The sequence below is a fragment of the Arthrobacter sp. UYEF36 genome (assembly GCF_040547025.1).
GTDB lineage: Bacteria > Actinomycetota > Actinomycetes > Actinomycetales > Micrococcaceae > Arthrobacter.
In genome coordinates this window covers 98981-118852 of sequence record NZ_JBEPOX010000001.1, presented here as the reverse complement: position 1 = coordinate 118852, position 19872 = coordinate 98981, and the positions used below count along the sequence as shown (strand labels likewise).

Annotated in this window: 16 protein-coding genes; 6 read left to right on the top strand and 10 right to left on the bottom strand. The window is 68.0% G+C overall.

Annotated features, from left to right (window positions below):
* The first annotated feature begins 70 nt into the window (after nt 1-70).
* A complete protein-coding gene (locus ABIB29_RS00530; protein ID WP_354169106.1) occupies nt 71-706 on the top strand; it encodes a DUF2461 domain-containing protein in 636 nt (211 codons plus the stop codon).
* A gap of 46 nt (nt 707-752) precedes the next feature.
* Here ABIB29_RS00530 and ABIB29_RS00525 read toward each other — a convergent pair whose 3' ends face one another.
* From ABIB29_RS00525 to ABIB29_RS00495, 7 genes are all read right to left on the bottom strand, one after another.
* Nucleotides 753-1358 carry a TetR/AcrR family transcriptional regulator gene (locus tag ABIB29_RS00525; protein ID WP_354169103.1) on the bottom strand — a complete coding sequence of 202 codons (606 nt, stop codon included), beginning with the start codon at nt 1356-1358 and terminating at the stop codon, nt 753-755.
* Between the two features lie 149 nt (nt 1359-1507).
* Complete coding sequence (locus ABIB29_RS00520) at nt 1508-3082, bottom strand: APC family permease (protein ID WP_354169100.1); 1575 nt, start codon at nt 3080-3082, stop codon at nt 1508-1510.
* Between the two features lie 156 nt (nt 3083-3238).
* Nucleotides 3239-3646 (bottom strand): DUF779 domain-containing protein, encoded by a 408-nt coding sequence (locus ABIB29_RS00515; RefSeq protein ID WP_354169098.1) that lies wholly within the window; start codon nt 3644-3646, stop codon nt 3239-3241.
* A 16-nt stretch (nt 3647-3662) separates the two neighbouring features.
* The gene (adhP, locus tag ABIB29_RS00510; protein WP_354170245.1) at nt 3663-4673 is read right to left on the bottom strand and encodes an alcohol dehydrogenase AdhP; all 1011 of its coding nucleotides are present in this window, start codon (nt 4671-4673) and stop codon (nt 3663-3665) included.
* 165 nt (nt 4674-4838) lie between these two features.
* The gene (gene exaC / locus ABIB29_RS00505) at nt 4839-6362 is read right to left on the bottom strand and encodes an acetaldehyde dehydrogenase ExaC (RefSeq protein WP_354169095.1); all 1524 of its coding nucleotides are present in this window, start codon (nt 6360-6362) and stop codon (nt 4839-4841) included.
* Nucleotides 6363-6518: 156 nt separating this feature from the next.
* On the bottom strand, nt 6519-7907 hold the full coding sequence (locus ABIB29_RS00500; protein ID WP_354169092.1) for a GAF domain-containing protein: 1389 nt from the start codon (nt 7905-7907) through the stop codon (nt 6519-6521).
* 523 nt (nt 7908-8430) lie between these two features.
* Nucleotides 8431-9891, bottom strand: a complete 1461-nt coding sequence (locus tag ABIB29_RS00495; RefSeq protein ID WP_354169090.1) for an FAD-dependent oxidoreductase — start codon at nt 9889-9891, stop codon at nt 8431-8433.
* Nucleotides 9892-10075: 184 nt separating this feature from the next.
* Here ABIB29_RS00495 and rarD point away from each other — a divergent pair, with 184 nt between their 5' ends.
* Nucleotides 10076-11101 carry an EamA family transporter RarD gene (gene rarD / locus ABIB29_RS00490; RefSeq protein WP_354169087.1) on the top strand — a complete coding sequence of 342 codons (1026 nt, stop codon included), beginning with the start codon at nt 10076-10078 and terminating at the stop codon, nt 11099-11101.
* A 57-nt stretch (nt 11102-11158) separates the two neighbouring features.
* On the opposite strand, the gene ABIB29_RS00485 is transcribed toward rarD, so the two are convergent.
* Nucleotides 11159-12031, bottom strand: a complete 873-nt coding sequence (locus tag ABIB29_RS00485) for a universal stress protein (protein WP_354169084.1) — start codon at nt 12029-12031, stop codon at nt 11159-11161.
* A gap of 201 nt (nt 12032-12232) precedes the next feature.
* Here ABIB29_RS00485 and ABIB29_RS00480 point away from each other — a divergent pair, with 201 nt between their 5' ends.
* Complete coding sequence (locus tag ABIB29_RS00480; protein WP_354169082.1) at nt 12233-13048, top strand: AMIN-like domain-containing (lipo)protein; 816 nt, start codon at nt 12233-12235, stop codon at nt 13046-13048.
* Between the two features lie 135 nt (nt 13049-13183).
* Here ABIB29_RS00480 and gabT read toward each other — a convergent pair whose 3' ends face one another.
* Together gabT and ABIB29_RS00470 are read right to left on the bottom strand one after the other, a co-directional pair.
* Nucleotides 13184-14539, bottom strand: a complete 1356-nt coding sequence (gene gabT, locus ABIB29_RS00475; protein WP_354169080.1) for a 4-aminobutyrate--2-oxoglutarate transaminase — start codon at nt 14537-14539, stop codon at nt 13184-13186.
* 80 nt (nt 14540-14619) lie between these two features.
* Nucleotides 14620-16050 (bottom strand): gamma-aminobutyraldehyde dehydrogenase, encoded by a 1431-nt coding sequence (locus ABIB29_RS00470; protein ID WP_354169077.1) that lies wholly within the window; start codon nt 16048-16050, stop codon nt 14620-14622.
* A gap of 145 nt (nt 16051-16195) precedes the next feature.
* On the opposite strand from ABIB29_RS00470, the gene ABIB29_RS00465 reads away from it, so the two are divergent.
* From ABIB29_RS00465 to ABIB29_RS00455, 3 genes are all read left to right on the top strand, one after another.
* A complete protein-coding gene (locus ABIB29_RS00465) occupies nt 16196-17638 on the top strand; it encodes a PucR family transcriptional regulator (RefSeq protein WP_354169074.1) in 1443 nt (480 codons plus the stop codon).
* A 177-nt stretch (nt 17639-17815) separates the two neighbouring features.
* A complete protein-coding gene (locus ABIB29_RS00460; RefSeq protein WP_354169071.1) occupies nt 17816-19117 on the top strand; it encodes an MFS transporter in 1302 nt (433 codons plus the stop codon).
* Entirely contained in the window at nt 19117-19797 is a 681-nt protein-coding gene (locus ABIB29_RS00455) for a FadR/GntR family transcriptional regulator (protein WP_354169068.1), read from the top strand. Before ABIB29_RS00460 ends, ABIB29_RS00455 begins: the two co-directional genes overlap by 1 nt.
* Nucleotides 19798-19872: the final 75 nt, after the last annotated feature.

Here is a 19872-nt window from a genome sequence, read left to right as displayed (position 1 = left end):
CGTTCTCGGCTTTTCCACATAGGGCCAGCGCCCCTCGCGGAACGGCACGCCGTGTCCCTAAGATGCACGCATGACCCCATTTGCAGGCATCCCTGACGCCGCGTTCGAGTTCTATGCGGAGCTGGAACACAACAACAACCGCGACTGGTGGCTGGAACACAAATCCACCTACGACGCCGCGGTCAAGGAACCGCTGACCGGACTGCTGGCCGCGCTGGAGCCGGAGTTCGGCGCGGCCAAGCTCTTCCGCCCCAACCGGGACATCCGGTTCTCCCTGGACAAATCCCCGTACAAGACCGCTCAGGGCGCCGTCGCCTCCGTTGCCGAAGGCATGGGCTTCTACATCCAGCTCAGCGCTGACGGCCTGCTCATCGGCGGCGGTTACCACACCCATACACCGTCCCAGCTGGCGCGTTTCCGCAGCGCGGTGGACGCACCGTCCAGCGGCGGGGTCCTGCAGAGGATCGTCGGTCAGGTCGAGGCATTGGGCTTCGCGGTGGAAGGAGAGACCCTGAAAACCGTTCCGCGGGGCTTCGCCAAAGACCATCCACGCGCAGAGCTGTTGAAGCACAAGTCACTCGCCGCCGGAATGCACCAGGGACGGCCGGGCTGGCTCGCCACGCCGGACGCGGCCCGGGAGGTGGCCCGGCGCTGGGAGGAGCTGCGGCCCCTCGTTGAATGGACAAGCCGCTACGCCGCCCCCTGAGGCGGAGCGTCAACCATGGCCGGATGTGCCCGCCAGGAGTGCCAGGTCAGATGTGCTGGCCGTCGGTGGCGAGCCGCCGGTCCAGGTTGTTGAAGAACACCAGCAGCATCAGGTCAAAGGCCTGGCTGGCCTCCTCGGGCTGGTTGTTCACGACGAAGTCGAACTGCAGCCCGTAGAAGGCGGCGGTGAACAGCCGGGCGTCGGTGCCGGCGAACTCTTCCCGGATGCCCTGGAGCATCAGCCAGTCCCGGGCCTTCCCGTGCAGCATCCTGAAATGTGCCTGCGCCGTTCCGCGGGGCGAAGCCGCCACGATGTCCTGCGCCGTCGCCTCGAATTCAAGCCGGGCCAGGTGCCGGTTCCGCTGCGCCATGGTCCAGCGCCAGGACTCGAGCAGGAACTCCCGCCAGGCGTCCCGGTCAATGTCCCGCACGTCCGTGGCCCGGATGCCGTCCAGCCGGGCTTCGATGGTGCGGATGATCTCGTTCACCAGTTGATCGCGGTGCCCGAAGTGGTAGACGAGGACATAACTGCTGACCCCCAGGCCCTCGGCCAGGCTCCGGAAGGTGAGCTCCGCGAGGGTCTTGTCCATGAGGTAGTCCAGAATCGCGGCCAACAGCTCCGCCTTGCGTTCCGGACGTGCTGGGCGGGCCATGGTTCCATCATAGGGAGCCCATCCACCCCCAAAGAAGGGACAACGCGGGGTCACTTACGGCCCAACCGCGGGGTCGGAATGGGCCGTAAGTGACCCCGCGTTGCAGTTGGGAGCCGGTGAGGGTGTCAGTGTTCTCCCCGGCCGGCTCCCTAGTTGGCGCTGGCTCCGGCGTTGACCGTGGCCTTGGCGTCGGCAGCGCTCTGGTCGGCGGGGCCGTGGTCGGCGGGGCCGTTGACGGACTCCTTGGCCTCGGCGAACCTCTCGTTTAGCCGGGAGTGACGCTGGCCGTAGGAGAAGTAGATGACCACGCCGATCACGAGCCAGACGGCGAAGAAGATCCAGGTTTCCACGGCCAGGTTGGTCATGAGGTACAGGCACAGGACGGCAGAGACGATCGGGAGCACCTTGCCGAAAGGCACCCGGAAGGCGGGCTTCAGGTCCGGGCGCTTCCTGCGCAGCACCAGGACACCGATGCTGACCGTCACGAACGCGGACAGCGTGCCGATGTTGATCATTTCCTCCAGCAGGTCCACGTTGGTGAGCCCGGCAACAACCGCCACAGCGGCGCCACAGATCACCTGAAGGCGGACCGGCGTCGCACGGATGGTGCTGGTCTTGGACAGCGAGCGCGGCAGCAGTCCGTCGCGGCTCATCGCCAGCACCACACGGGAGAGGCCCATGAGCAGCACCATGATCACGGTGGTCAGGCCCACGAGGGAGCCGAAGGCGATGATCTTGGCGGCATCGGTGTTGCCCACGGCCTCGAACGCCGTGGTCAGCGTGGGGTTCTCGGCCTTGGCCAGTTCCGTGTAGGACACCATGCCGGTCAGCGCCAGGGACACCAGGATGTAGAGCACCGTGACGACGGCGAGGCCGCCGAAGATGCCGCGGGGCAGGGTCTTCTGCGGGTTCTTGACCTCCTCGGCCGAGGTGGCGACGACGTCGAAGCCGATGAAGGCGAAGAAGACCAGGGCGGCGCCGGCGAAGATGCCCAGCGTGCCGTACTGAGCCGGGGCGGCGCCGGTAAGGAACGCGAAGAACGACTGCTTCATGACGTCGGCGGCGCCGGTGCCCCCGGTCGGCTCGGAGGCCGGGACGAACGGAGCGTAGTTCTCGAACTTCACGTAGCTGAAGCCCACCACGATCACAAAGAGCACGACGCCGATCTTGACCAGCGTGAAGATGTTGCCGACGCGGGCGGACAGCTTCGTCCCCAGCACGAGCAGCACGGTGAACACGGCAACGATCAGGAAGGCGCCCCAGTAGAGGTCCACACCGCCCAGGGGGATCGACGGCGGAACGTCGACGCCCATCAGCGCGAAGACCTTGCTGAGGTAAATTCCCCAGTACTTGGCGATCACCGCCCCGGCGGTGAACAGCTCGAGGATGAGGTTCCAGCCGATGATCCAGGCCAGCAGCTCACCCATGGTGGCGTAGGTGAAGACATAGGCGGAGCCGGCCACGGGGATGGCCGTGGCGAACTCGGCGTAGCACATGATCGCCAGCGCACAGGTGACGGCGGCAATGGCGAAGGACAGGGTCACGGCCGGGCCGGCGAAGTTTGCTGCAGCCTTGGCACCCACCGAGAAGATGCCGGCGCCGACGGCCACGGCGACGCCCATGATCATCAGGTCCCAGGAGCTGAGCGAGCGCTTCAGCTGGCGTCCGGGTTCATCAGCGTCCGACATGGACTGCTCGATCGACTTGGTCCGGAAGAGGTTCATAGAAAAGTCCACAATCTCGATAGCTTGGTGGAAACAGACCTGTCCACATTAGTGTCCATCCACTGGACGGCCATTTTTATCCCACATGGTGAGACGCGACAAAGCGGGCCGCGCAGGTTTCCCTGCACGGCCCGCTCGCGCGTGATGCGTTCCGGTTTAGACCGGCCAGTCCATCAGCGTTGACCGGATCAGGAACCGTTTGCCCTCGGGTGCTTCCACCGAGAAGCCGCTCCCCCGGCCCGGAACCACGTCCACGGTCAGGTGGGTGTGGCTCCAGTAGTTGAACTGTTCCTTTGACATCCAGAACTCAATCGTCTGCGGCTGCAGACCGTCGGAAATGTCGAACAGGCCCAACTGCACATCCGAGTCCCCGGTGATGAACTCCCCCGCGGGATAGCACATCGGCGAGGACCCGTCGCAGCAGCCGCCGGACTGGTGGAACATCAGCGGTCCGTGCTGGAGCCACAGCTTGCGCAGCAGTTCCACCGCCGCGGGGGTGAGCGCCACCCGGGAGAAGTCCTCCCCGGGGAGGGTCACGGCGGCGTCGAGCCTTGTCTGTGGCATCAGAGTCCTTTCTTGATCAGTACTTGATGACCACGCGGCCGTCGATCTTGGCGTGCTTCATTTCGTCAAGGACGGCATTGACTTCGGAGAGTTCCCGGGTGGAGACCGTGGGGTGGATCTTGCCCTGGGCATAGAATTCCAGGGCCTCCTGCAGGTCCTGCCGGGTTCCCACAATGGAGCCGCGGACGGTCAGGCCCTTGAGCACAATCTCGAAGATCGGCGCCGGAAAGTCACCCGGCGGCAGGCCGTTGAACACAATCGTTCCGCCGCGGCGGGCCATCCCGATCGCCTGGCCGAATGCTGACGGGTGCACTGCCGTGACCAGGACTCCATGGCAACCTCCGGTTTCGCGCTGAATGACTTCGGCGGGATCTTCGTGCAGGGCGTTGACGGTCAGTTCCGCACCGTGCTTCTTGGCCAGGGCGAGCTTGTCATCGGCGATATCCACCGCAGCAACGCGCAGGCCCATGGCAACCGCGTACTGGACGGCGATATGGCCGAGGCCGCCGATGCCCGAAATGGTGACCCACTGGCCGGGCCGCGCCTCGGTCATTTTGAGTCCCTTGTAGACGGTCACTCCGGCACAGAGCACCGGGGCCACCTCCACGGGGTCCGAGCCGGCCGGGATCCGGGCCGCGAAGCGCGTGTCCACCAGCATGTACTCGCCGAAGGAGCCGTCCACGCTGTAGCCGGCGTTCTGCTGCGCTTCGCACAAAGTTTCCCAGCCGGTGCGGCAGTACTGGCAGTCGCCGCAGGCGGACCAGAGCCAGGCATTGCCGACGAGGTCTCCGACGGCGAGGTCGGTGACGCCCTCACCGAGGGCAACCACTTCGCCGACGCCTTCGTGGCCGGGGATGAACGGCGGGCTCGGCTTCACCGGCCAGTCGCCTTCCGCGGCGTGGAGGTCGGTGTGGCAGACGCCGGTGGTGAGCACCTTGACGAGTGCCTGGCCCCGGCCCGGAACGGGAACGGGGAGGGTCTGGATCTGCAGGTCCTTGCCGAATTCGGTTACTACTGCGGCTTGCATTGTCGTCGTCGTCGTTGTCGTCGTCATAGCGAAATCCTTGCGTCATCAAGCGTGGGTGGAGCTGAAAATGCGAGTGCAGTGAGGCGGCGTCCTTCCCCGTAGGTGCACAGGTGGTGCGGGCGGGGCGGATCTTTTCCGATCCGCCCCGCCCGGGTCTGGTGCGGCTTAGAAGAAGCCGAGCTTGTTCTCGTTGTAGCTGACCAGGAGGTTCTTGGTCTGCTGGTAGTGGTCCAGCATCATCGAGTGGTTCTCGCGGCCGATGCCGGAGGACTTGTAGCCGCCGAAGGCAGCGCCCGCCGGGTAGGCGTGGTAGTTGTTCACCCACACGCGGCCGGCCTGGATCTCGCGGCCGGCACGGTAGGCGACGTTGCCGTTGCGGGACCAGACACCGGCGCCGAGGCCGTAGAGGGTGTCATTGGCGATGCCCATGGCGTCGCTGTAGTCGCTGAAGCGGGTCACGGACACCACCGGGCCGAAGATTTCCTCCTGGAAGATCCGCATCTTGTTGTGGCCTTCGAAGATGGTCGGCTGGACGTAGTAGCCGCCGGCCAGGTCGCCGGGCAGTTCGGCCCGGGCGCCGCCGGTGAGGATCTTGGCGCCCTCCTGCTTGCCGATGTCGATGTAGGACAGGATCTTTTCCAGCTGGTCGTTGGAGGCCTGGGCACCGAGCTGGGTTTCGGTATCAAGCGGGTTGCCCTGGATAATCTTCTCGACCCGGGCCACGGCGTCGGCCATGAACGAATCGTAGATGTCTTCCTGGACCAGGGCGCGGGACGGGCAGGTGCAGACTTCGCCCTGGTTGAAGGCAAAGAGGGCAAAGCCTTCCTGTGCCTTGTCGTAGAACGCGTCGTCGGTGTCGGCAACGTCGTTGAAGAAGATGTTGGGGCTCTTGCCGCCCAGTTCCAGGGTGACCGGGATCAGGTTCTGGCTGGCGTACTGGCTGATCAGCCGGCCGGTGGAGGTTTCGCCGGTGAAGGCGATCTTCCGGATCCGGGGGCTGGAGGCCAGCGGCTTGCCGGCCTCGACGCCGAAGCCGTTGACGACGTTGAGGACACCGGCCGGCAGCAGGTCGCCGATGAGTTCCATCAGGACCAGGATCGAGGACGGGGTCTGCTCGGCCGGCTTCAGGACGACGGCGTTGCCGGCGGCGAGGGCCGGGGCGAGCTTCCAGACGGCCATCAGGATCGGGAAGTTCCAGGGGATGATCTGGCCGACGACGCCGAGCGGCTCGTGGTAGTGGTAGGCGGTGGTGTCGTCGTCGAGCTGGGACAGCCGGCCTTCCTGGGCGCGGACGGCGGAGGCGAAGTAGCGGAAGTGGTCCGCGGCGAGCGGGATGTCCGCGTTGAGGGTTTCGCGGATCGGCTTGCCGTTGTCCCAGGATTCGGCGACGGCGAGCATTTCGAGGTTCTCGTCGATCCGGTCGGCGATCTTGTTCAGGATCGCGGCGCGCTCGGCGACGGAGGTCTTGCCCCAGGAGGGCGCAATCTTGTGGGCGGCGTCCAGCGCCAGTTCAATGTCCTCGGCGGTGCCGCGGGCGACCTCGCAGAAGGCCTTGCCCGTGACGGGGGTGATGTTCTCGAAGTACTGGCCCTTGACCGGGGCGACCCATTCGCCGCCGATCCAGTTCTCGTAGCGGTCCTTGAAGGTGACCTTCGAGCCCTCGGTGCCGGGCTGTGCGTAAACAGTCATTGCTAGCTCCTTTGCTGTGCAAGATAGTGGCGGCCAGTTCTCGGCGCCACCGTTGCGTTCAGCCTAGGAGCAAGGAGGTTGCAGTCAGGTTGCGCCTACGTGACCCGGGTCACTCCCGCGGTCACTTCAGCAGCCAGTCCCGGAGGTTGCGGCGGGTCAGGCGCTGAGTTCCGCCTCGAGCCGTTCCAGGTCAGCGACAACGGCGGCCCGCTTGGGCGAACGCGGCGGCAGGAGTTTCAGCGCCGCGATCCGGACCTCGACGTCGTCCCTCGCCTCGGGCAGCTCGGCATACCTCAGGAGCGACTCGGCGCTGCCGTCCGTCAGTACCGCGTCGCGGAGCAGGGAGGAGACCCGGGTCCGCAGCTCGGCGATGCCGGGGGCCTCGGAGCGGGGCAGGACGGCGCCCCGGTAGATCTCCAGGGCGATCCGGTGGGCGCCGCGCTGCAGGCAGTTCAGGACCTGGCCGGAGTCCGGCACCAGGTCCAGCGGCAGCCGGTAGGGCCGTGAGTCCGGAACAGCGGCCGGGTTGAGCTGCTGGAGGACTTTGCGCAGCCGGACCATCTCGGCCCGCAGCGTCATGGTGGAAGCGTCCCCCGGGTACAGCAGGGCACACAGTTCCTCGGCGTTGAGTCCCTCGGGGTGGGTGCTGAGCAGGGCCAGGATTTCGCTGTGCCGGGCGGACAGCGCCACGGTCCGGCCGTCGATGCTGAGCAGCGCCTGGTCCCGGCCGAGGAGCTGGAGGCTGTTGCGGTACAGGCTGCCGGCCGTCCCGCCCCCGTCCCGGCCCGCCCCGGAGGTGGCGGCGCCCCGGCGTCGGGCCGGCGAGGACTGCTTCGCGGCCGCGAGCTGGAGCCGCTCCACGCGGAGGTGCGCCTGGGCGGCGGCCACGGTGGCCTCGACCAGGGACAGGGTGTGCGGTGCGACGGCGGACTCGGTACCGGTGATGTCGACCACGCCCAGCACGGCGCCGGAATCCGGATCATGGAACGGAACGGCCGTGCAGCTCCATGGGTGGACGGAACGCTTGTAGTGTTCGGCGCCGGAGATCTGGATGCCGCGGCCCAGGGCCAGGGCGGTGCCGGGGGCGCTGGTGCCCACGGTGGCCTCGGACCAGTCGGCCCCCGGAACGAACATCATGCCCTCGGCCCGGCGCCGCATTTCGGCATCTCCCTCGACCCAGAGCAGCCGGCCCACCTCGTCCCCGACGGCCACCAGCATGCCGCTGTCGTGGCTGGGCAGGACCAGGAGCTTGTGGATGACCGGCATGATGGCGGCCAGCGGGTGCTGGCGCCGGTACTCCTCGAGTTCTTCGCTGTCCATCGCCAGCGGGGCCTCGGGATTGTCCGGGTTGGCCTGCAGCTGGGCGGAACGCCGCCAGGACTCCTGGATCAGGCTGCTGAGACCCGGCAGCTGCAGATCGGCCGGGAATACGAGCCCCTGGGGGTCCAGCTGCTCGTGGCCGGCGCTGGCATACTTCTGGCGCAGCGCTGCGGGGATCCCGCCGGCTGGCGGGAGCAGGGCTGCCGGATGGATCGGATTCCTCATTGAACTCCCACCGGACGGGCACGACGGCGTGCCGGAGGCAGCCATGTGGAGTCGAGTCTACGGGCCGTTCCGGCCCTCCGCCAGAGCTCGCGCGCCCCTGTGGTGGGACGGCTCGGCGGGCGCGGTCTGGACGGCGGGCGGGAAACCGCGGGTGGTGTTCGGGTTCACGCTGCGCAAATTGTCCCGCGCTGCGCCAAAGGCCTGTCGACACCGGAATACCCTAAGCGGCAGCGTTTTTGCGCAGCGCGGTAACCCCCTTGCGTCGCGGGAAAATGAGCGCAGCGTACGGAGGACGCGGGCCGGTCACGCGGAAAAGCTCAGCACTGCACCAACTGTCCCGCGCCACGCAAACCGATTTACGATGCGCAATCCGGTCCGCGATGCGCCGAAGCGCTGTCGACACCGGAATACCGTGCGCGCCGGCGTTTTTGCGCAGCGCGGGCAACGCTGCGCCGCGCCAGAGCACCTGCGCCGCGCGGGACAACCTGCGCCGCGCCAGAGCACCCGGGCCCGTACATGGCACTCAGCCGCGGGAGATCTGCACCATGTCCTCGCGCGGAACCACCTTGACGCGTTCGCGGGCGATGCCGTTGGCGTCCCCCGAGGCCGTCCACTCCGCGCCGAGGGCCAGTTCGTGGGCGTCGAGCCTGTTCCAGCCGTCCCAGGTGGTGTATTCGATCCCGCGCTCCTCGAGGAGGTCGATGATCGCCTGCGGGTCCGGGTTCCGCGCCGGCGGGAGGCTCAGCCGGTCCTCGAGCAGGAAGCCAATGGTCTCCAGCGCGTCGCCCTTGGTGTGGCCAATCAGCCCCACGGGGCCGCGCTTGATCCAGCCGGTCGTGTAGATGCCCGGGACGGGGTTGCCCTCGGCGTCGAGCACCCGGCCGCCCTCGTTGGGGATGACGCCGCGGCGGTCGTCGTATTCCAGTTCGTCCAGCGGCGAGCCGTGGTAGCCGATCGCGCGGTAGACGGCCTGGACCGGGTAGTCGAGGTATTCCCCCGTGCCCTTGGCGTTGCCCGTGCCGTCCAGCTGCATCCGCTCGAACTTGATGCCGGTGACCGTGCCGGGGTGGGCGGCGTCGTCGTGGATCTCCACCGGGCTGTGCAGGAAGTGCAGGTGCAGGCGGCGGGAGGACGGCTCCTCGGCCTCGGCGTGCTCCTCGACGAGCCAGTTCGTGAGGGTATTGACCATGGTGCGGATCTGGTTGTTGCTGCGGATCGCCTCGTCCGAGGCCTCGTCGAACTCGAAGTCCTCCGGGTAGAGGACGATGTCGACGTCCCGGGCGTGGGAGAGCTCCCGCAGTTCCAGCGGCGTGAACTTCACCTGGGCCGGTCCGCGGCGGCCGAACACGTGGACGTCCGTGACCGGGGAATTCTTGAGTGCCTGGTAGACGTTGTCCGGGATTTCCGTCACCAGCAGATCGTCGGCCTGCTTGACCAGCATCCGGGCCACGTCGAGGGCCACGTTGCCGTTCCCGATCACCGCGATCTCCTTGGCCTCCAGCGGCCAGTCGCGGGAGACGTCGGGGTGTCCGTCGTACCAGGAGACGAAGTCGGCACCGCCGAAGGACCCGTCGAGCCCGACGCCGGGAATGTCCAGTTCCGCGTCCTTGATGGCGCCGGTGGAGAAGATCACGGCGTCGTAGAACGCGCGGAAATCGTGCAGGGTCAGGTCACGGCCGTACGTGACGTTGCCGAGGAAACGGATGTCGCCGCGGTCCAGGACCTTGTGCAGCGCGTTCACGATCCCCTTGATCCGGGGGTGGTCCGGGGCGACGCCGTAGCGGATCAGTCCGTACGGGGCCGGGTACGCCTCGAAGAGGTCAATGCTGACCTCGAAGTCGCCGTCCTTGACTTCGTTGGACTTGGTCAGGATGTCCGCGGCGTAGACGCCGGCCGGTCCGGCGCCGACAATCGCGACGCGGAGCGGACGTTTGGACGTTCTGTTAGGCGATCTGTTAGGCGATGTTTTGGCCGAGTTGGACACCGGAAGCCCTTCTGAGTCTTAGCGACGGCGCCAGCACATGCAGCGCACAATCCCCCATTCTAAATGTCCGCAGGAGAGTATGGGCGCCCCGGGGACCGACATCGCGGGGATCCGCATCCCGGCGCCGGACGCCGCCGGACCGAATGGCAGGAATAGGGGTCCCGCAGGTGGTGTTATTGATCTTGTGCCTACCCCTGACCGCTCCCCCTCCCCCGCCGCGCTGAGCGCTCCGGGCACCGCTGCCCCCGGCGGAAGCCCGTCGAAGCGACCACCGGCCGACCTCAAGGCAGTGGACACGGACACGACGGCGGGAATCGTCTTCGGGATCGGCGCTTACGGCCTGTGGGGGCTGATGCCCCTCTACTTCTTCCTGCTCCAGCCGGCCGGGGCAGTGGAAATCGTGGCCAACCGCGTGCTCTGGTCACTGCTGTTCTGCGCCCTGCTGATCACCATCACCCGCTCCTGGCGGGTCCTGGGGGCCGCTTTCCGGAACCGCACGGTGATCTTCCCGCTGATCATCGCCGCGGTCCTGATCGCCGTGAACTGGCTGACCTATGTGTACGGCGTGACCACCGGGCAGGCCGTCGAAGCCTCCCTGGGCTACTTCATCAACCCGCTCGTCTCGGTCCTGCTGGGCGTGGTGGTGCTGAAGGAGAGACTGCGGCCGCTGCAGTGGGCCGCCGTCGGAATCGGCTTCATCGCCGTGGGCGTCCTGACGGTGTCCTACGGCAAGCTGCCGTGGATCGCCCTGACCCTGGCGCTGAGCTTCGGGCTCTACGGCTTCGTCAAGAAGCGTGTAGGCCCGCGCGCTGATGCGATCACCAGCCTCACCGTCGAAACGATCGTGCTGGCGCCGGTGGCGGCCGCCGCGATGGTCATCCTGGCACTCACCGGAGCCGCGACCCTGGCGGCCCACGGCCCCTCGCACTTCTGGCTCCTTGCGGCGTCGGGCATCATCACCGCCGTGCCGCTGCTGTTCTTCGGTGCCTCCGCCCGGCGGCTGCCGATGACCACCATCGGCCTGCTGCAGTACTTCGCCCCCGTACTGCAGTTCATCGTGGCGCTGGCCGTGTTCCACGAGCCCATGACGACGGACCGCTGGATCGGCTTCGGCGTCGTCTGGCTGGCGCTGCTGGTGCTCACTGTGGACATGCTGCTGACCACCCGGAAGAACGCCGTCACCCGGAAACTGGCGCGCGCCGCCGCCTGAGGCCGGCCGCTCCGCCCGCCCGGGACTGGCCCGGGCGGCCGGTGCGCTCCCGGATTGTCAGACCCCGGGGCTGGTGTGCATCCGTGAGTAGTCGCGCGGGACCACCACCATGGGCACCGGCAGGGCCAGGAGCACCTTGTGGGCGGTGCTGCCGATGAAGAGCTTGTTTTTCTCCGCCAGGCGGGAGGAGCCGACGATCATGATCTCGCCCTCGTCCCAGTCCAGGTCGTCGATCGCTTCCTCGATGGTGCGGCCATGGGCCACTTCGACGGCGACGTCGTGACCGGCCGGGAGCCGGTGGGCGGCCGCGGTGAGGACGGTATTGGCATGGATGTGCGCCGCGTTGATGTTTTCGCCGCTGTCCCCCTCGGCGTCGAGTTCCACGAGGGATACCAGCCGCAGCGGGACCCCCCGGCGTTCCGCGGCCGTGATTGCGACGTCGATCGCCGCCTCCGCGCCGGGACGCTGGCCCACCGCGAGGGTCAGCCGGGTGATCGGCTCGGTGCGGTGGTAACCCCGCGGTGCGAGCGCCACGGGAACGGGCGAGGCGTGGAGCAGGGCGTTGGCCGCGCTGCCGATGGTGTACCGCTTGAACAGCCCGGCGCTGGCGGCACCGACGACGATCAGGCCGGCCTCGTAGTCCAGGGCTGCATCAATGAGGCCGGCGGCGTGTGAGTCGGCGTGGCGGACATGGAACTTGGCCTCCACGTCCTTGGGGATGAGGGAAAGTCCCTCCCGTTCCGCGGTGAGCATTTCCTGCTCCGCGGCGCTGACACCGCTTCCCTCCGGGTGCAGGGCGACGTAGGGGGTCCGCCGGTCCACAACGTAGACCAGGTCAAGGTGCGCGCCCTGGGCCCGGGCCAGCGCGGAGGCCAGCGCGACGGCGTCGGCGCCGCGGTCGCTGGGGGTGTAGCCAACTACGTATCGCATGTATGAACCCCTTATGGGTCTGTGGCAGAAGCCAGCTTTGCTCCGGGGGTTCCGGGCGACGTCGGCCGGTCTGCGTTCCTGCAGTGGTAGGAACGACTCTAGTCCAGCGGGGCCCGGAATTGGCCGTGTCAGGACGTGACTTTCGGCCCTGAGCAGGGCAATCATCCGTCCCTAGGCTGGCAGGGTCGAGGGGAGCTCACCATGGGTGCGGTTGACACCGGGAAGATCCACGCCACCACACGGAACACCGGGCTGGGGATGTTGGCCCTGCTGCTGGCCCTCTCCGCCTGTACGCCGTCCACGCCGCAAACCGGCGGCACCAGCCCGCCCGCTGCCACGTCGACCGCGACCGCCCCTGCCACGTCGACGGCGGCTCCCTCAGCGACGGCGGCTCCCTCAGCGACGGCCACCGTGCCGGCCGATACTGACGAAACGGCGCCGCCGCAATCGGGTGACAAGGTGATCTCCTCCAGGATCGCTCACGACTGGGCCTGGCCCGGTCCGGGCCAGCCGTTCCGGATCACGCATGAGTACCCTGTGCCGATTTCCCCGCCGCCGGCCGAACCCTTGCCCACCCTGTACGCCATCGGGGCCGGGATGCACCCCGCGGACACGCCTCCCTACGACCAGCTAAGCTTCCGGTTCCAGGGCGGGTTCCCGGGCTACGACATCGAATTTGTGCCCGAACTGCTTGCCGACGCCAGCGGCCTGCCGGTTCCGATGCCCGGCACCGCCGCCATCCTCAAGGTGGTGTTCCGCGATGCCCAGGCGCACACGGCAGCCGGCACGGCCAGCACCATCACCAGCGCACCCGCCCCAACCATCGGTTACCCGGTCCTCACCAGCTACGCCCCCGCCGGAGACTTCGAAGGTGTCCTCAGCTACGGGATCGGCGTCGGCCAGCCCAGGGAGACGGTTCCCGAGACCAGGGTGCGGGTGTACGAAGTAGAGAAAATCGAGCAGGGCCAGCACCTCTACGTCGTCGCGGTCCAGCTCGACGCCACGTCCTGGAAGTAGCTCCCGAGAAACAGCACGGGCTTAACGCAGCAGAGCCGCGGACGGTTTGTCCGCGGCTCTGCTGGTGCCAGGCATCCGGTGTGTCCGGCGGATGGCCGGCTGCCCGGCTGCCCGGATGGCCGGCTGCCCGGTTTGTTAGGCGTTGGCCTTGATGGCCGCGGCGAGGACCGCCAGCCCGTCCAGCAGCAGCTCGTCGCTGATGACCAGCGGCGGCAGCAGGCGGATGACGTTGCCGTAGGTGCCGCAGGTGAGGATGATGACACCCTCCTTGAGGCAGGCCGCGGCGACGGCCTTGGTCAGCTCCGGGTTCGGCTCCTTCGAGCCGGCCTGGACCAGTTCGATCGCGAGCATCGCGCCGCGCCCGCGGACGTCGCCGATCACAGGCTGCTCGGACGCCAGTTCGCGCAGCTTGCCGAGGGCGAGCTCCTCGATGTGCTTGGCGCGGGCATTGAGGCCGTACTGCTCCATGGACCCGATCGACGCCAGGGCCGCGGCGCAGGCCACCGGGTTGCCGCCGTAGGTGCCGCCGAGGCCGCCCGGGTGGACGGCGTCGAGCAGGTCGGCGCGGCCGGTGATGGCGGAGAGCGGCATACCGCCGGCGATGCCCTTGGCCATGGTGATGATGTCCGGGATGACGCCCTCGTGGTTCACGGCGAACCACTCGCCGGTGCGGCAGAAGCCGGACTGGACCTCGTCGGCGATGAAGACGATGCCCTTGTCCTTGGCCCAGGCTGCCAGCGCGGGGAGGAAGCCCTCGGCGGGGACGATGAAGCCGCCCTCGCCCTGGATGGGTTCGATGATGATCGCGGCAACCTGCTCGCCGCCGATCTGCTTCTCGATCATGGTGATGGCGCGCTTGGCGGCCTCGGCACCGGTGATCGCCGGGTTTTCCTCGCGGTACGGGTAGCTCATCGGCATGCGGTAGACCTCGGGCGCGAACGGGCCGAAGTTGGTCTTGTAAGGCATGGCCTTGGCGGTCAGCGCCATGGTCAGGTTGGTGCGGCCATGGTAGGCGTGGTCGAAGGCGACGACGGCGTCCCTGCCGGTGGCCAGGCGCGCCACCTTGACGGCGTTCTCCACGGCTTCAGCGCCGGAGTTGAACAGCACCGTGCGCTTCTCGTGGTCGCCCGGGGTGAGCCGGTTCAGCTGCTCCGCGACGGCGACGTAGCCCTCGTAGGGCGTGACCATAAAGCAGGTGTGGGTGAAGTGCTCCACGGCTTCCTTGACCGCGCCGACGACGGCGGGGTCGGAGGCGCCGACGCTGGTCACGGCGATGCCGGAGCCGAGGTCGATGAAGGAGTTGCCGTCGACGTCGTGGATGATGCCGCCGTCGGCGTCGGCGACGAACACGGGAACGGTGGACGCGACGCCGGCGGCGACGACGGCCTTGCGGCGCGCGGTCAGGGCAACGGACTTGGGGCCCGGGAAGTCGGCCTGGACGCGGCGCTTCTGCTCAAGACGGTAGGTGATGTCATTCGCGGTGGTGGTCATGGAGTTTCCTTCTCAACTGATTGGGCCACGCCGGCAGGGTTCCCTGGCCGAGCGGAGCGAGGTTAGGGCGCCGGTGGGGATTATGCGTCCAGCGCACTCATGACGTGCTTGATGCGGGTGTAGTCCTCCACGCCGTACATGGAGAGGTCCTTGCCGTAGCCGGACTGCTTGAAGCCGCCGTGCGGCATTTCGGCGGTGAGGAGGATGTGGGTGTTGATCCAGACGGCGCCGAAGTCCAGGTCGCGGCTCAGGCGCATGGCCGTGCCGTGGTTGGAGGTCCAGACGCTGGAGGCGAGGGCGTAGTCGACGTCGTTCGCCATCTCCACGGCTTCTTCCTCCGTGCTGAACTTCTGCACCGTGATGACCGGGCCGAAGGCTTCCTTCTGCACGATGTCGTCGCTCTGCTTCGCGCCGCTGACGATGGTGGGCTCGAAGAAGAACCCCTTCTCCCCGGCCTGGTGGCCGCCGGTCTCGATCCTGCAGTTCTCCGGCAGGGACTCCACCAGGGACTTGACCGTGTTGAAGTGGTTGACGTTGTTCAGCGGGCCGAAGTAGTTGTCCTCGTCGTTCTGCGAGCCGGTGCGGAGGGTCTTGGTGTGCTCCACGAGGGCCGCCACGAGATCGTCGTAGGCGGCGTCCTGGACCAGCACCCGGGCGATCGCGGTGCAGTCCTGGCCGGCGTTGAAGAACGCGAACTCGGCGATGGCCGCGGCGCTCTTCTTGATGTCGGCGTCGGCGAAGACCACGGCCGGAGCCTTGCCGCCAAGCTCCAGGTGGGCGCGCTTGAGGCCCTTCGCGGCACCGGAGGCGACGGCGATGCCGGCCCGGACTGAGCCGGTGATGGAGACCAGCCCGGGGACCTTGTGCTCCACCATCAGGGCGCCGGTCTCGCCGGTGCCCAGGACGACGTTGAGCACGCCGGCCGGGAAGATCCCGCCGGCGAGCCGGGCCAGGACGAGGGTGGATTCCGGGGTGGTGTCCGAGGGCTTGAGCACCACGGTGTTGCCCGCGGCCAGGGCGGGGCCGATCTTCCAGACGGCCATCAGGAACGGGTAGTTCCAGGGCGCCACCTGCGCGACGACGCCGATGGGTTCGCGCCGGACGTAGGAGGTGTGGCCCTCGAAGTACTCTCCGGCGGACTTGCCCTCCATAATGCGGGCGGCCCCGGCGAAGAAGCGCAGCTGGTCCGCACCGGCGGCAACTTCCTCGGAGGCGATCAGGGACCGGACCTGTCCGGTGTTCCGGTGCTGGGCCTCGACGAGCTCGTCACTGTTCGCCTCGACGGCGTCGGCGAGCTTGAGCAGCATCAGCTGGCGCTGCCCCGGCGTCGTGTGCTTCCAGCTTTTGAAGGCGTCCTTCGCGGCGGTCATGGCGGCGTCGACGTCGGCCTGCCCCGAGACGGGCGACTTCGCCACGACGTCGCCGTTGGTGGGATTGACGATGTCCAGCATCCCGGTTCCGGCAGGAGTGACAAACTCGCCGTTGATGAAGTTCTGCAAGGTTTGAACCACGGTGTACAACCTCTTTCGCGCTGAAAAGGACCCAATGAGACTGCTCCGAGCCTATGCCAGCCGGCCAACCCCGGGGAATAGTCACCTGCACACCGTTGCCGCCATATTTTAGTGCGCTTGCCCAGCCCGCGGTTATCCTGAATCCATGGCCATTTCACTTGCTGCCCTGCTGGGGGTGCCGTCCCTCAAACTCGCCAAGGCTGGCCTCGCGGAGACCACCTGGCACGAGGACATTGTCTGGGTGGCCGTTACCGAACAGGAAGACCCGCAGCGGTTCCTCAACGGCGGCGAACTGGTCCTCACCACGGGCATGCGGCTCAAGAGCGCCCCGGAACAGCGCCGCTTCGTCCGCCAGGTCCAGCGCGCCGGTGCGGTGGGCATCGGCTTTGGCATCGGCCTGACGCACGACGCCGTGCCTCCGGCCCTGGTTGCCGAGGCCAACCGCTGGGGGCTGCCGGTGGTGGAGGTGCCGTACGAGACGCCGTTTATCGCCATCGGCAAGCTGGTCGCCGACGCCCAGTCCGCGGACCACTTCACCAAACTGGAGCGGCTTATCGCCGGGCACCAGATCCTGGCCCGCGCGCTGCTCACCGGCGGCGGGCTCGCCGAACTCCTCAAGCACCTCGGGTCCATGCTGCGGACCGAGATCGTGCTGACCCAGTTCACCGCCCAGCTCTACAACAGCGTGGCCGGCCATCCCGCCCCGAGCGCCGAGGGCTGGGCGTCCTTCCCGATTCCCACCGGCCGCCGCGACGCGTGCACACTGTGGGTCAGGCAGCCCTTCGACGACTCGGGGATCGTGGGGTACGCGCAGAACCTGATCAGCGTCGAGCTCAACAACATGTCCAAGCAGCGGCAGTCCCAGCGCGCCCTGGCCGGGCAGGTTCTGGAGGACGTGATCCACGGGACCCTGGACCCGAGCGAGGCCACCCGGCGGCTCGCCGGCATCGGCGTCAACAGCACCCGCCGGAACGTCGTCCTGCTGGCCGAGTCCGCCGCGCACGTCAAACAGCTGGGCACGTCCTCCCTGCCGCAGCCGCTGGAAAGGTCGGTGAGCGCCGTCGTCGGCAAGGATCTGGTGGTGGTCTTTCCCGACGACGGCAGCGGCGCCAGTGCGCTGGCCAAAAGCCTCAGCGACCACCTGGCCGAGGCGGGGATCCACGCCACGATCGGGATCGGCGGGGCGTACACGAAACCCAACGGGCTGCGCTGGAGCTACTTCGAGGCCCGCGACGCGGCAAGCCACGGCCTGCCCGTCAACGAACCCGAGCGGCTCAGCCTGACCTCGCTGCTGCTGGCCAGCGAGGACGTGCCGCTGGCGGACATGGCCAACGAGTCCCTCAATCCGCTCCGGAGCTTCGATGCCACCCACGGCGCCGAGCTGCTGACGACACTGGAGAGCTACCTGAACAACAACGGCTCGGTGGCGGCCGTGGCGGAGGAGCTCACGCTGCACCGGAACACGGTCCGCTACCGGCTGGCCCAGATCACCGAGCTCACCGGCTACGACCCGGCCCAGACCGCGGACCGGGTGCAGCTGTGGCTCGCACTGGCCGTGCAGCGGCTGGGCGCCCGGCACCCGCGCTGACCCTCCCCCCACCACCACCACCAAAGCAACGCGGGGTCACATCGCGCCCATAATTGGGCCTTGGATGGGCGCGAGGTGACCCCGCGTTGCTTGTCTGGGCGACGGCGGCCGCGTCACGTGCCGAGATATTCGCCACTTAAGATGAAAGTGCAAACATCAAACGTCTAACCTTTAGGAATGGCTAGCAGCACGGCGGCGTCCGCCCTTCCCCAGACAGCACCTCCCGCCGTCGTGCGTGCACCGCGCGGCGTGATCATCGCCGGCGTCGTCGCGGTCGTGCTGATCGGCCTCAACCTGCGCGCCGGCATCACCGGCGCCGCCGCGCTCCTGCATGACCTGCAGGCAGTCCTGGGTTACGGGCCGCTGATCGCCGCCATCATCCCCTCCATTCCGACGCTGTCCTTCGCCGTGGCCGGTGCCGCAACCTCGTGGCTCACCCGGATCCTGGGGCTCGAGAAGGCCATCCTGCTCTCCCTGGTGCTGCTCGCGGCCGGTCTGCTGGTCCGCGGGATCCCCTCCACCGGCATGTTGATGGCGGGCACCGTCGTCGGGATGTCCGGACTGGCGATCTGCAACGTGGCGATGCCGTCCTTCATCCGGGTCTATTTCGCGCACCGGACATCGCTGATGACGGCGCTGTATACCGTGACCATGACGACGGGCGCCACCGTAGTTGCCGTGCTGATCGTCCCGGTCGCGCAGCAGCTCGGCTCGCCCTCTGCCGGCGTCGGGGCGATCGGGTTCCTGGCGCTGGGCGCCTGCCTCGGCTTCCTGCCGATCGCGCTGCACGCGCACCGGAACGCGCCCGCCGTCAAGGCCGGCCGGGTGTCCCCCTGGCCCCTGCTGCGGACCCGCACGGGCGTGCTGATCACACTCGGTTTCACGGTCCAGGCGTTGCTGGCCTACGCCGTGCTGAGCTGGTTCCCCTACATGCTGGTCACGCTGGGCATGACGGCCTCCGAGGGCGGGCTGATGTTCGGCCTGATGCAGCTGGTGTCCGTCCCGGCCGGCATGGTGCTGGTTGCGATCGGCTCACGCCCCCGGATGCAGCGCACCGCGTTTTACCTGGCGACGGTCACGATGGCCGTGGGCGTCCTGTCCATGCTGGTCCTGCCGGTCTCCTGGGCGCCGCTGACCGCCGTGCTGCTCGGCTTCGGGCTGGGCATCTTCCCGCTGGTGATGGTGATGATCAGCCGCAGCGGCCGCACCACCGCCGAAACCACGGCCCTGTCCACGGTCGCGCAGTCCGCGGGCTACCTGCTGGCGACGCTCGGCCCCTTCGGCATGGGGCTGCTGCACAGCGCCACCGGGTCCTGGACGCTGCCGCTGATCCTGCTGCTGGCCGTGGCCCTGGCCCAGATCGCCGTCGGGCACCTGCTGACCGCCAAACCCAAGGTCCCCCGCCGCCCGGACCCGGGGTCTACGGAGCCGCGCGCTGCCGGGACGTCCACCCTGGTCTCCGCCCGAGAGGAACAGTGATGACACTCACCACGTCCCACCGCCCGCCGCTGGTGGAGGAGATCACCGCCAAGCTCCGTGAACTGATCCATTCCGGCGAATGGCCGCTGCAGCAGCGGATCCCGGCCGAACCGGAGCTGATGGCCGTCCTCGGCGTCTCCCGGGGCACGCTGCGCGAGGCCATCAAGGCCCTGGCCCACAGCGGCATGCTGGAAGTCCGGCGCGGGGACGGCACCTACGTCCGCGCCACCAGCGAGATCTCCGGCGCGGCCCAGCGCATGTACCGGGACCACTCCCAGGTCCACATCCTGGAGGTCCGGATCGGACTGGACACCCAGGCCGGCCGGCTCGCCGCCCGCCACGCCACTGCCGACGACGTCGGGGCGATGCGGGCACTGCTGGAGGCGCGCCGTGTCGCGTGGCTGGCGGAGGACTACGCCGGCTGGGCCCGGGCCGACTGGGACTTCCATGTCCTCGTGGCGCAGGCCTCGGGCAACCCGCTGCTGCACGAGCTGTACGTCAGCTTCGGCGTCGTCTTCCACGCCGACCTGCTCCGGCAGCAGGGCCGCACCGGCTTCAACGGCGTCCCGCACGAAGGCCACGACGAACTCGTCGACGCCATCGCCGCTCACGACGAGACGGCCGCCGTCGAGAGCGTGCACCGGAACCTGAACTCCTGCGCGGAGTGGATCCAGCAATAGCTGCCCCGCACAGCACAAAGGCCTCCGCACCGGGATTCCGGTTCGGAGGCCTTTGTGTTCAGGCTCAATGCCGCG

Excerpts from the sequence above, each read along its gene's own strand:
- ABIB29_RS00530 (WP_354169106.1), top strand. The coding sequence starts at position 71 with ATGACCCCATTTGCAGGCATCCCTGACGCCGCGTTCGAGTTCTATGCG.
- ABIB29_RS00525 (WP_354169103.1), bottom strand. The coding sequence starts at position 1,358 with ATGGCCCGCCCAGCACGTCCGGAACGCAAGGCGGAGCTGTTGGCCGCG.
- ABIB29_RS00520 (WP_354169100.1), bottom strand. The coding sequence starts at position 3,082 with ATGAACCTCTTCCGGACCAAGTCGATCGAGCAGTCCATGTCGGACGCT.
- ABIB29_RS00515 (WP_354169098.1), bottom strand. The coding sequence starts at position 3,646 with ATGCCACAGACAAGGCTCGACGCCGCCGTGACCCTCCCCGGGGAGGAC.
- adhP (WP_354170245.1), bottom strand. The coding sequence starts at position 4,673 with ATGCAAGCCGCAGTAGTAACCGAATTCGGCAAGGACCTGCAGATCCAG.
- exaC (WP_354169095.1), bottom strand. The coding sequence starts at position 6,362 with ATGACTGTTTACGCACAGCCCGGCACCGAGGGCTCGAAGGTCACCTTC.
- ABIB29_RS00500 (WP_354169092.1), bottom strand. The coding sequence starts at position 7,907 with ATGAGGAATCCGATCCATCCGGCAGCCCTGCTCCCGCCAGCCGGCGGG.
- ABIB29_RS00485 (WP_354169084.1), bottom strand. The coding sequence starts at position 12,031 with ATGCGATACGTAGTTGGCTACACCCCCAGCGACCGCGGCGCCGACGCC.
- ABIB29_RS00480 (WP_354169082.1), top strand. The coding sequence starts at position 12,233 with ATGGGTGCGGTTGACACCGGGAAGATCCACGCCACCACACGGAACACC.
- gabT (WP_354169080.1), bottom strand. The coding sequence starts at position 14,539 with ATGACCACCACCGCGAATGACATCACCTACCGTCTTGAGCAGAAGCGC.
- ABIB29_RS00465 (WP_354169074.1), top strand. The coding sequence starts at position 16,196 with ATGGCCATTTCACTTGCTGCCCTGCTGGGGGTGCCGTCCCTCAAACTC.
- ABIB29_RS00460 (WP_354169071.1), top strand. The coding sequence starts at position 17,816 with ATGGCTAGCAGCACGGCGGCGTCCGCCCTTCCCCAGACAGCACCTCCC.
- ABIB29_RS00455 (WP_354169068.1), top strand. The coding sequence starts at position 19,117 with ATGACACTCACCACGTCCCACCGCCCGCCGCTGGTGGAGGAGATCACC.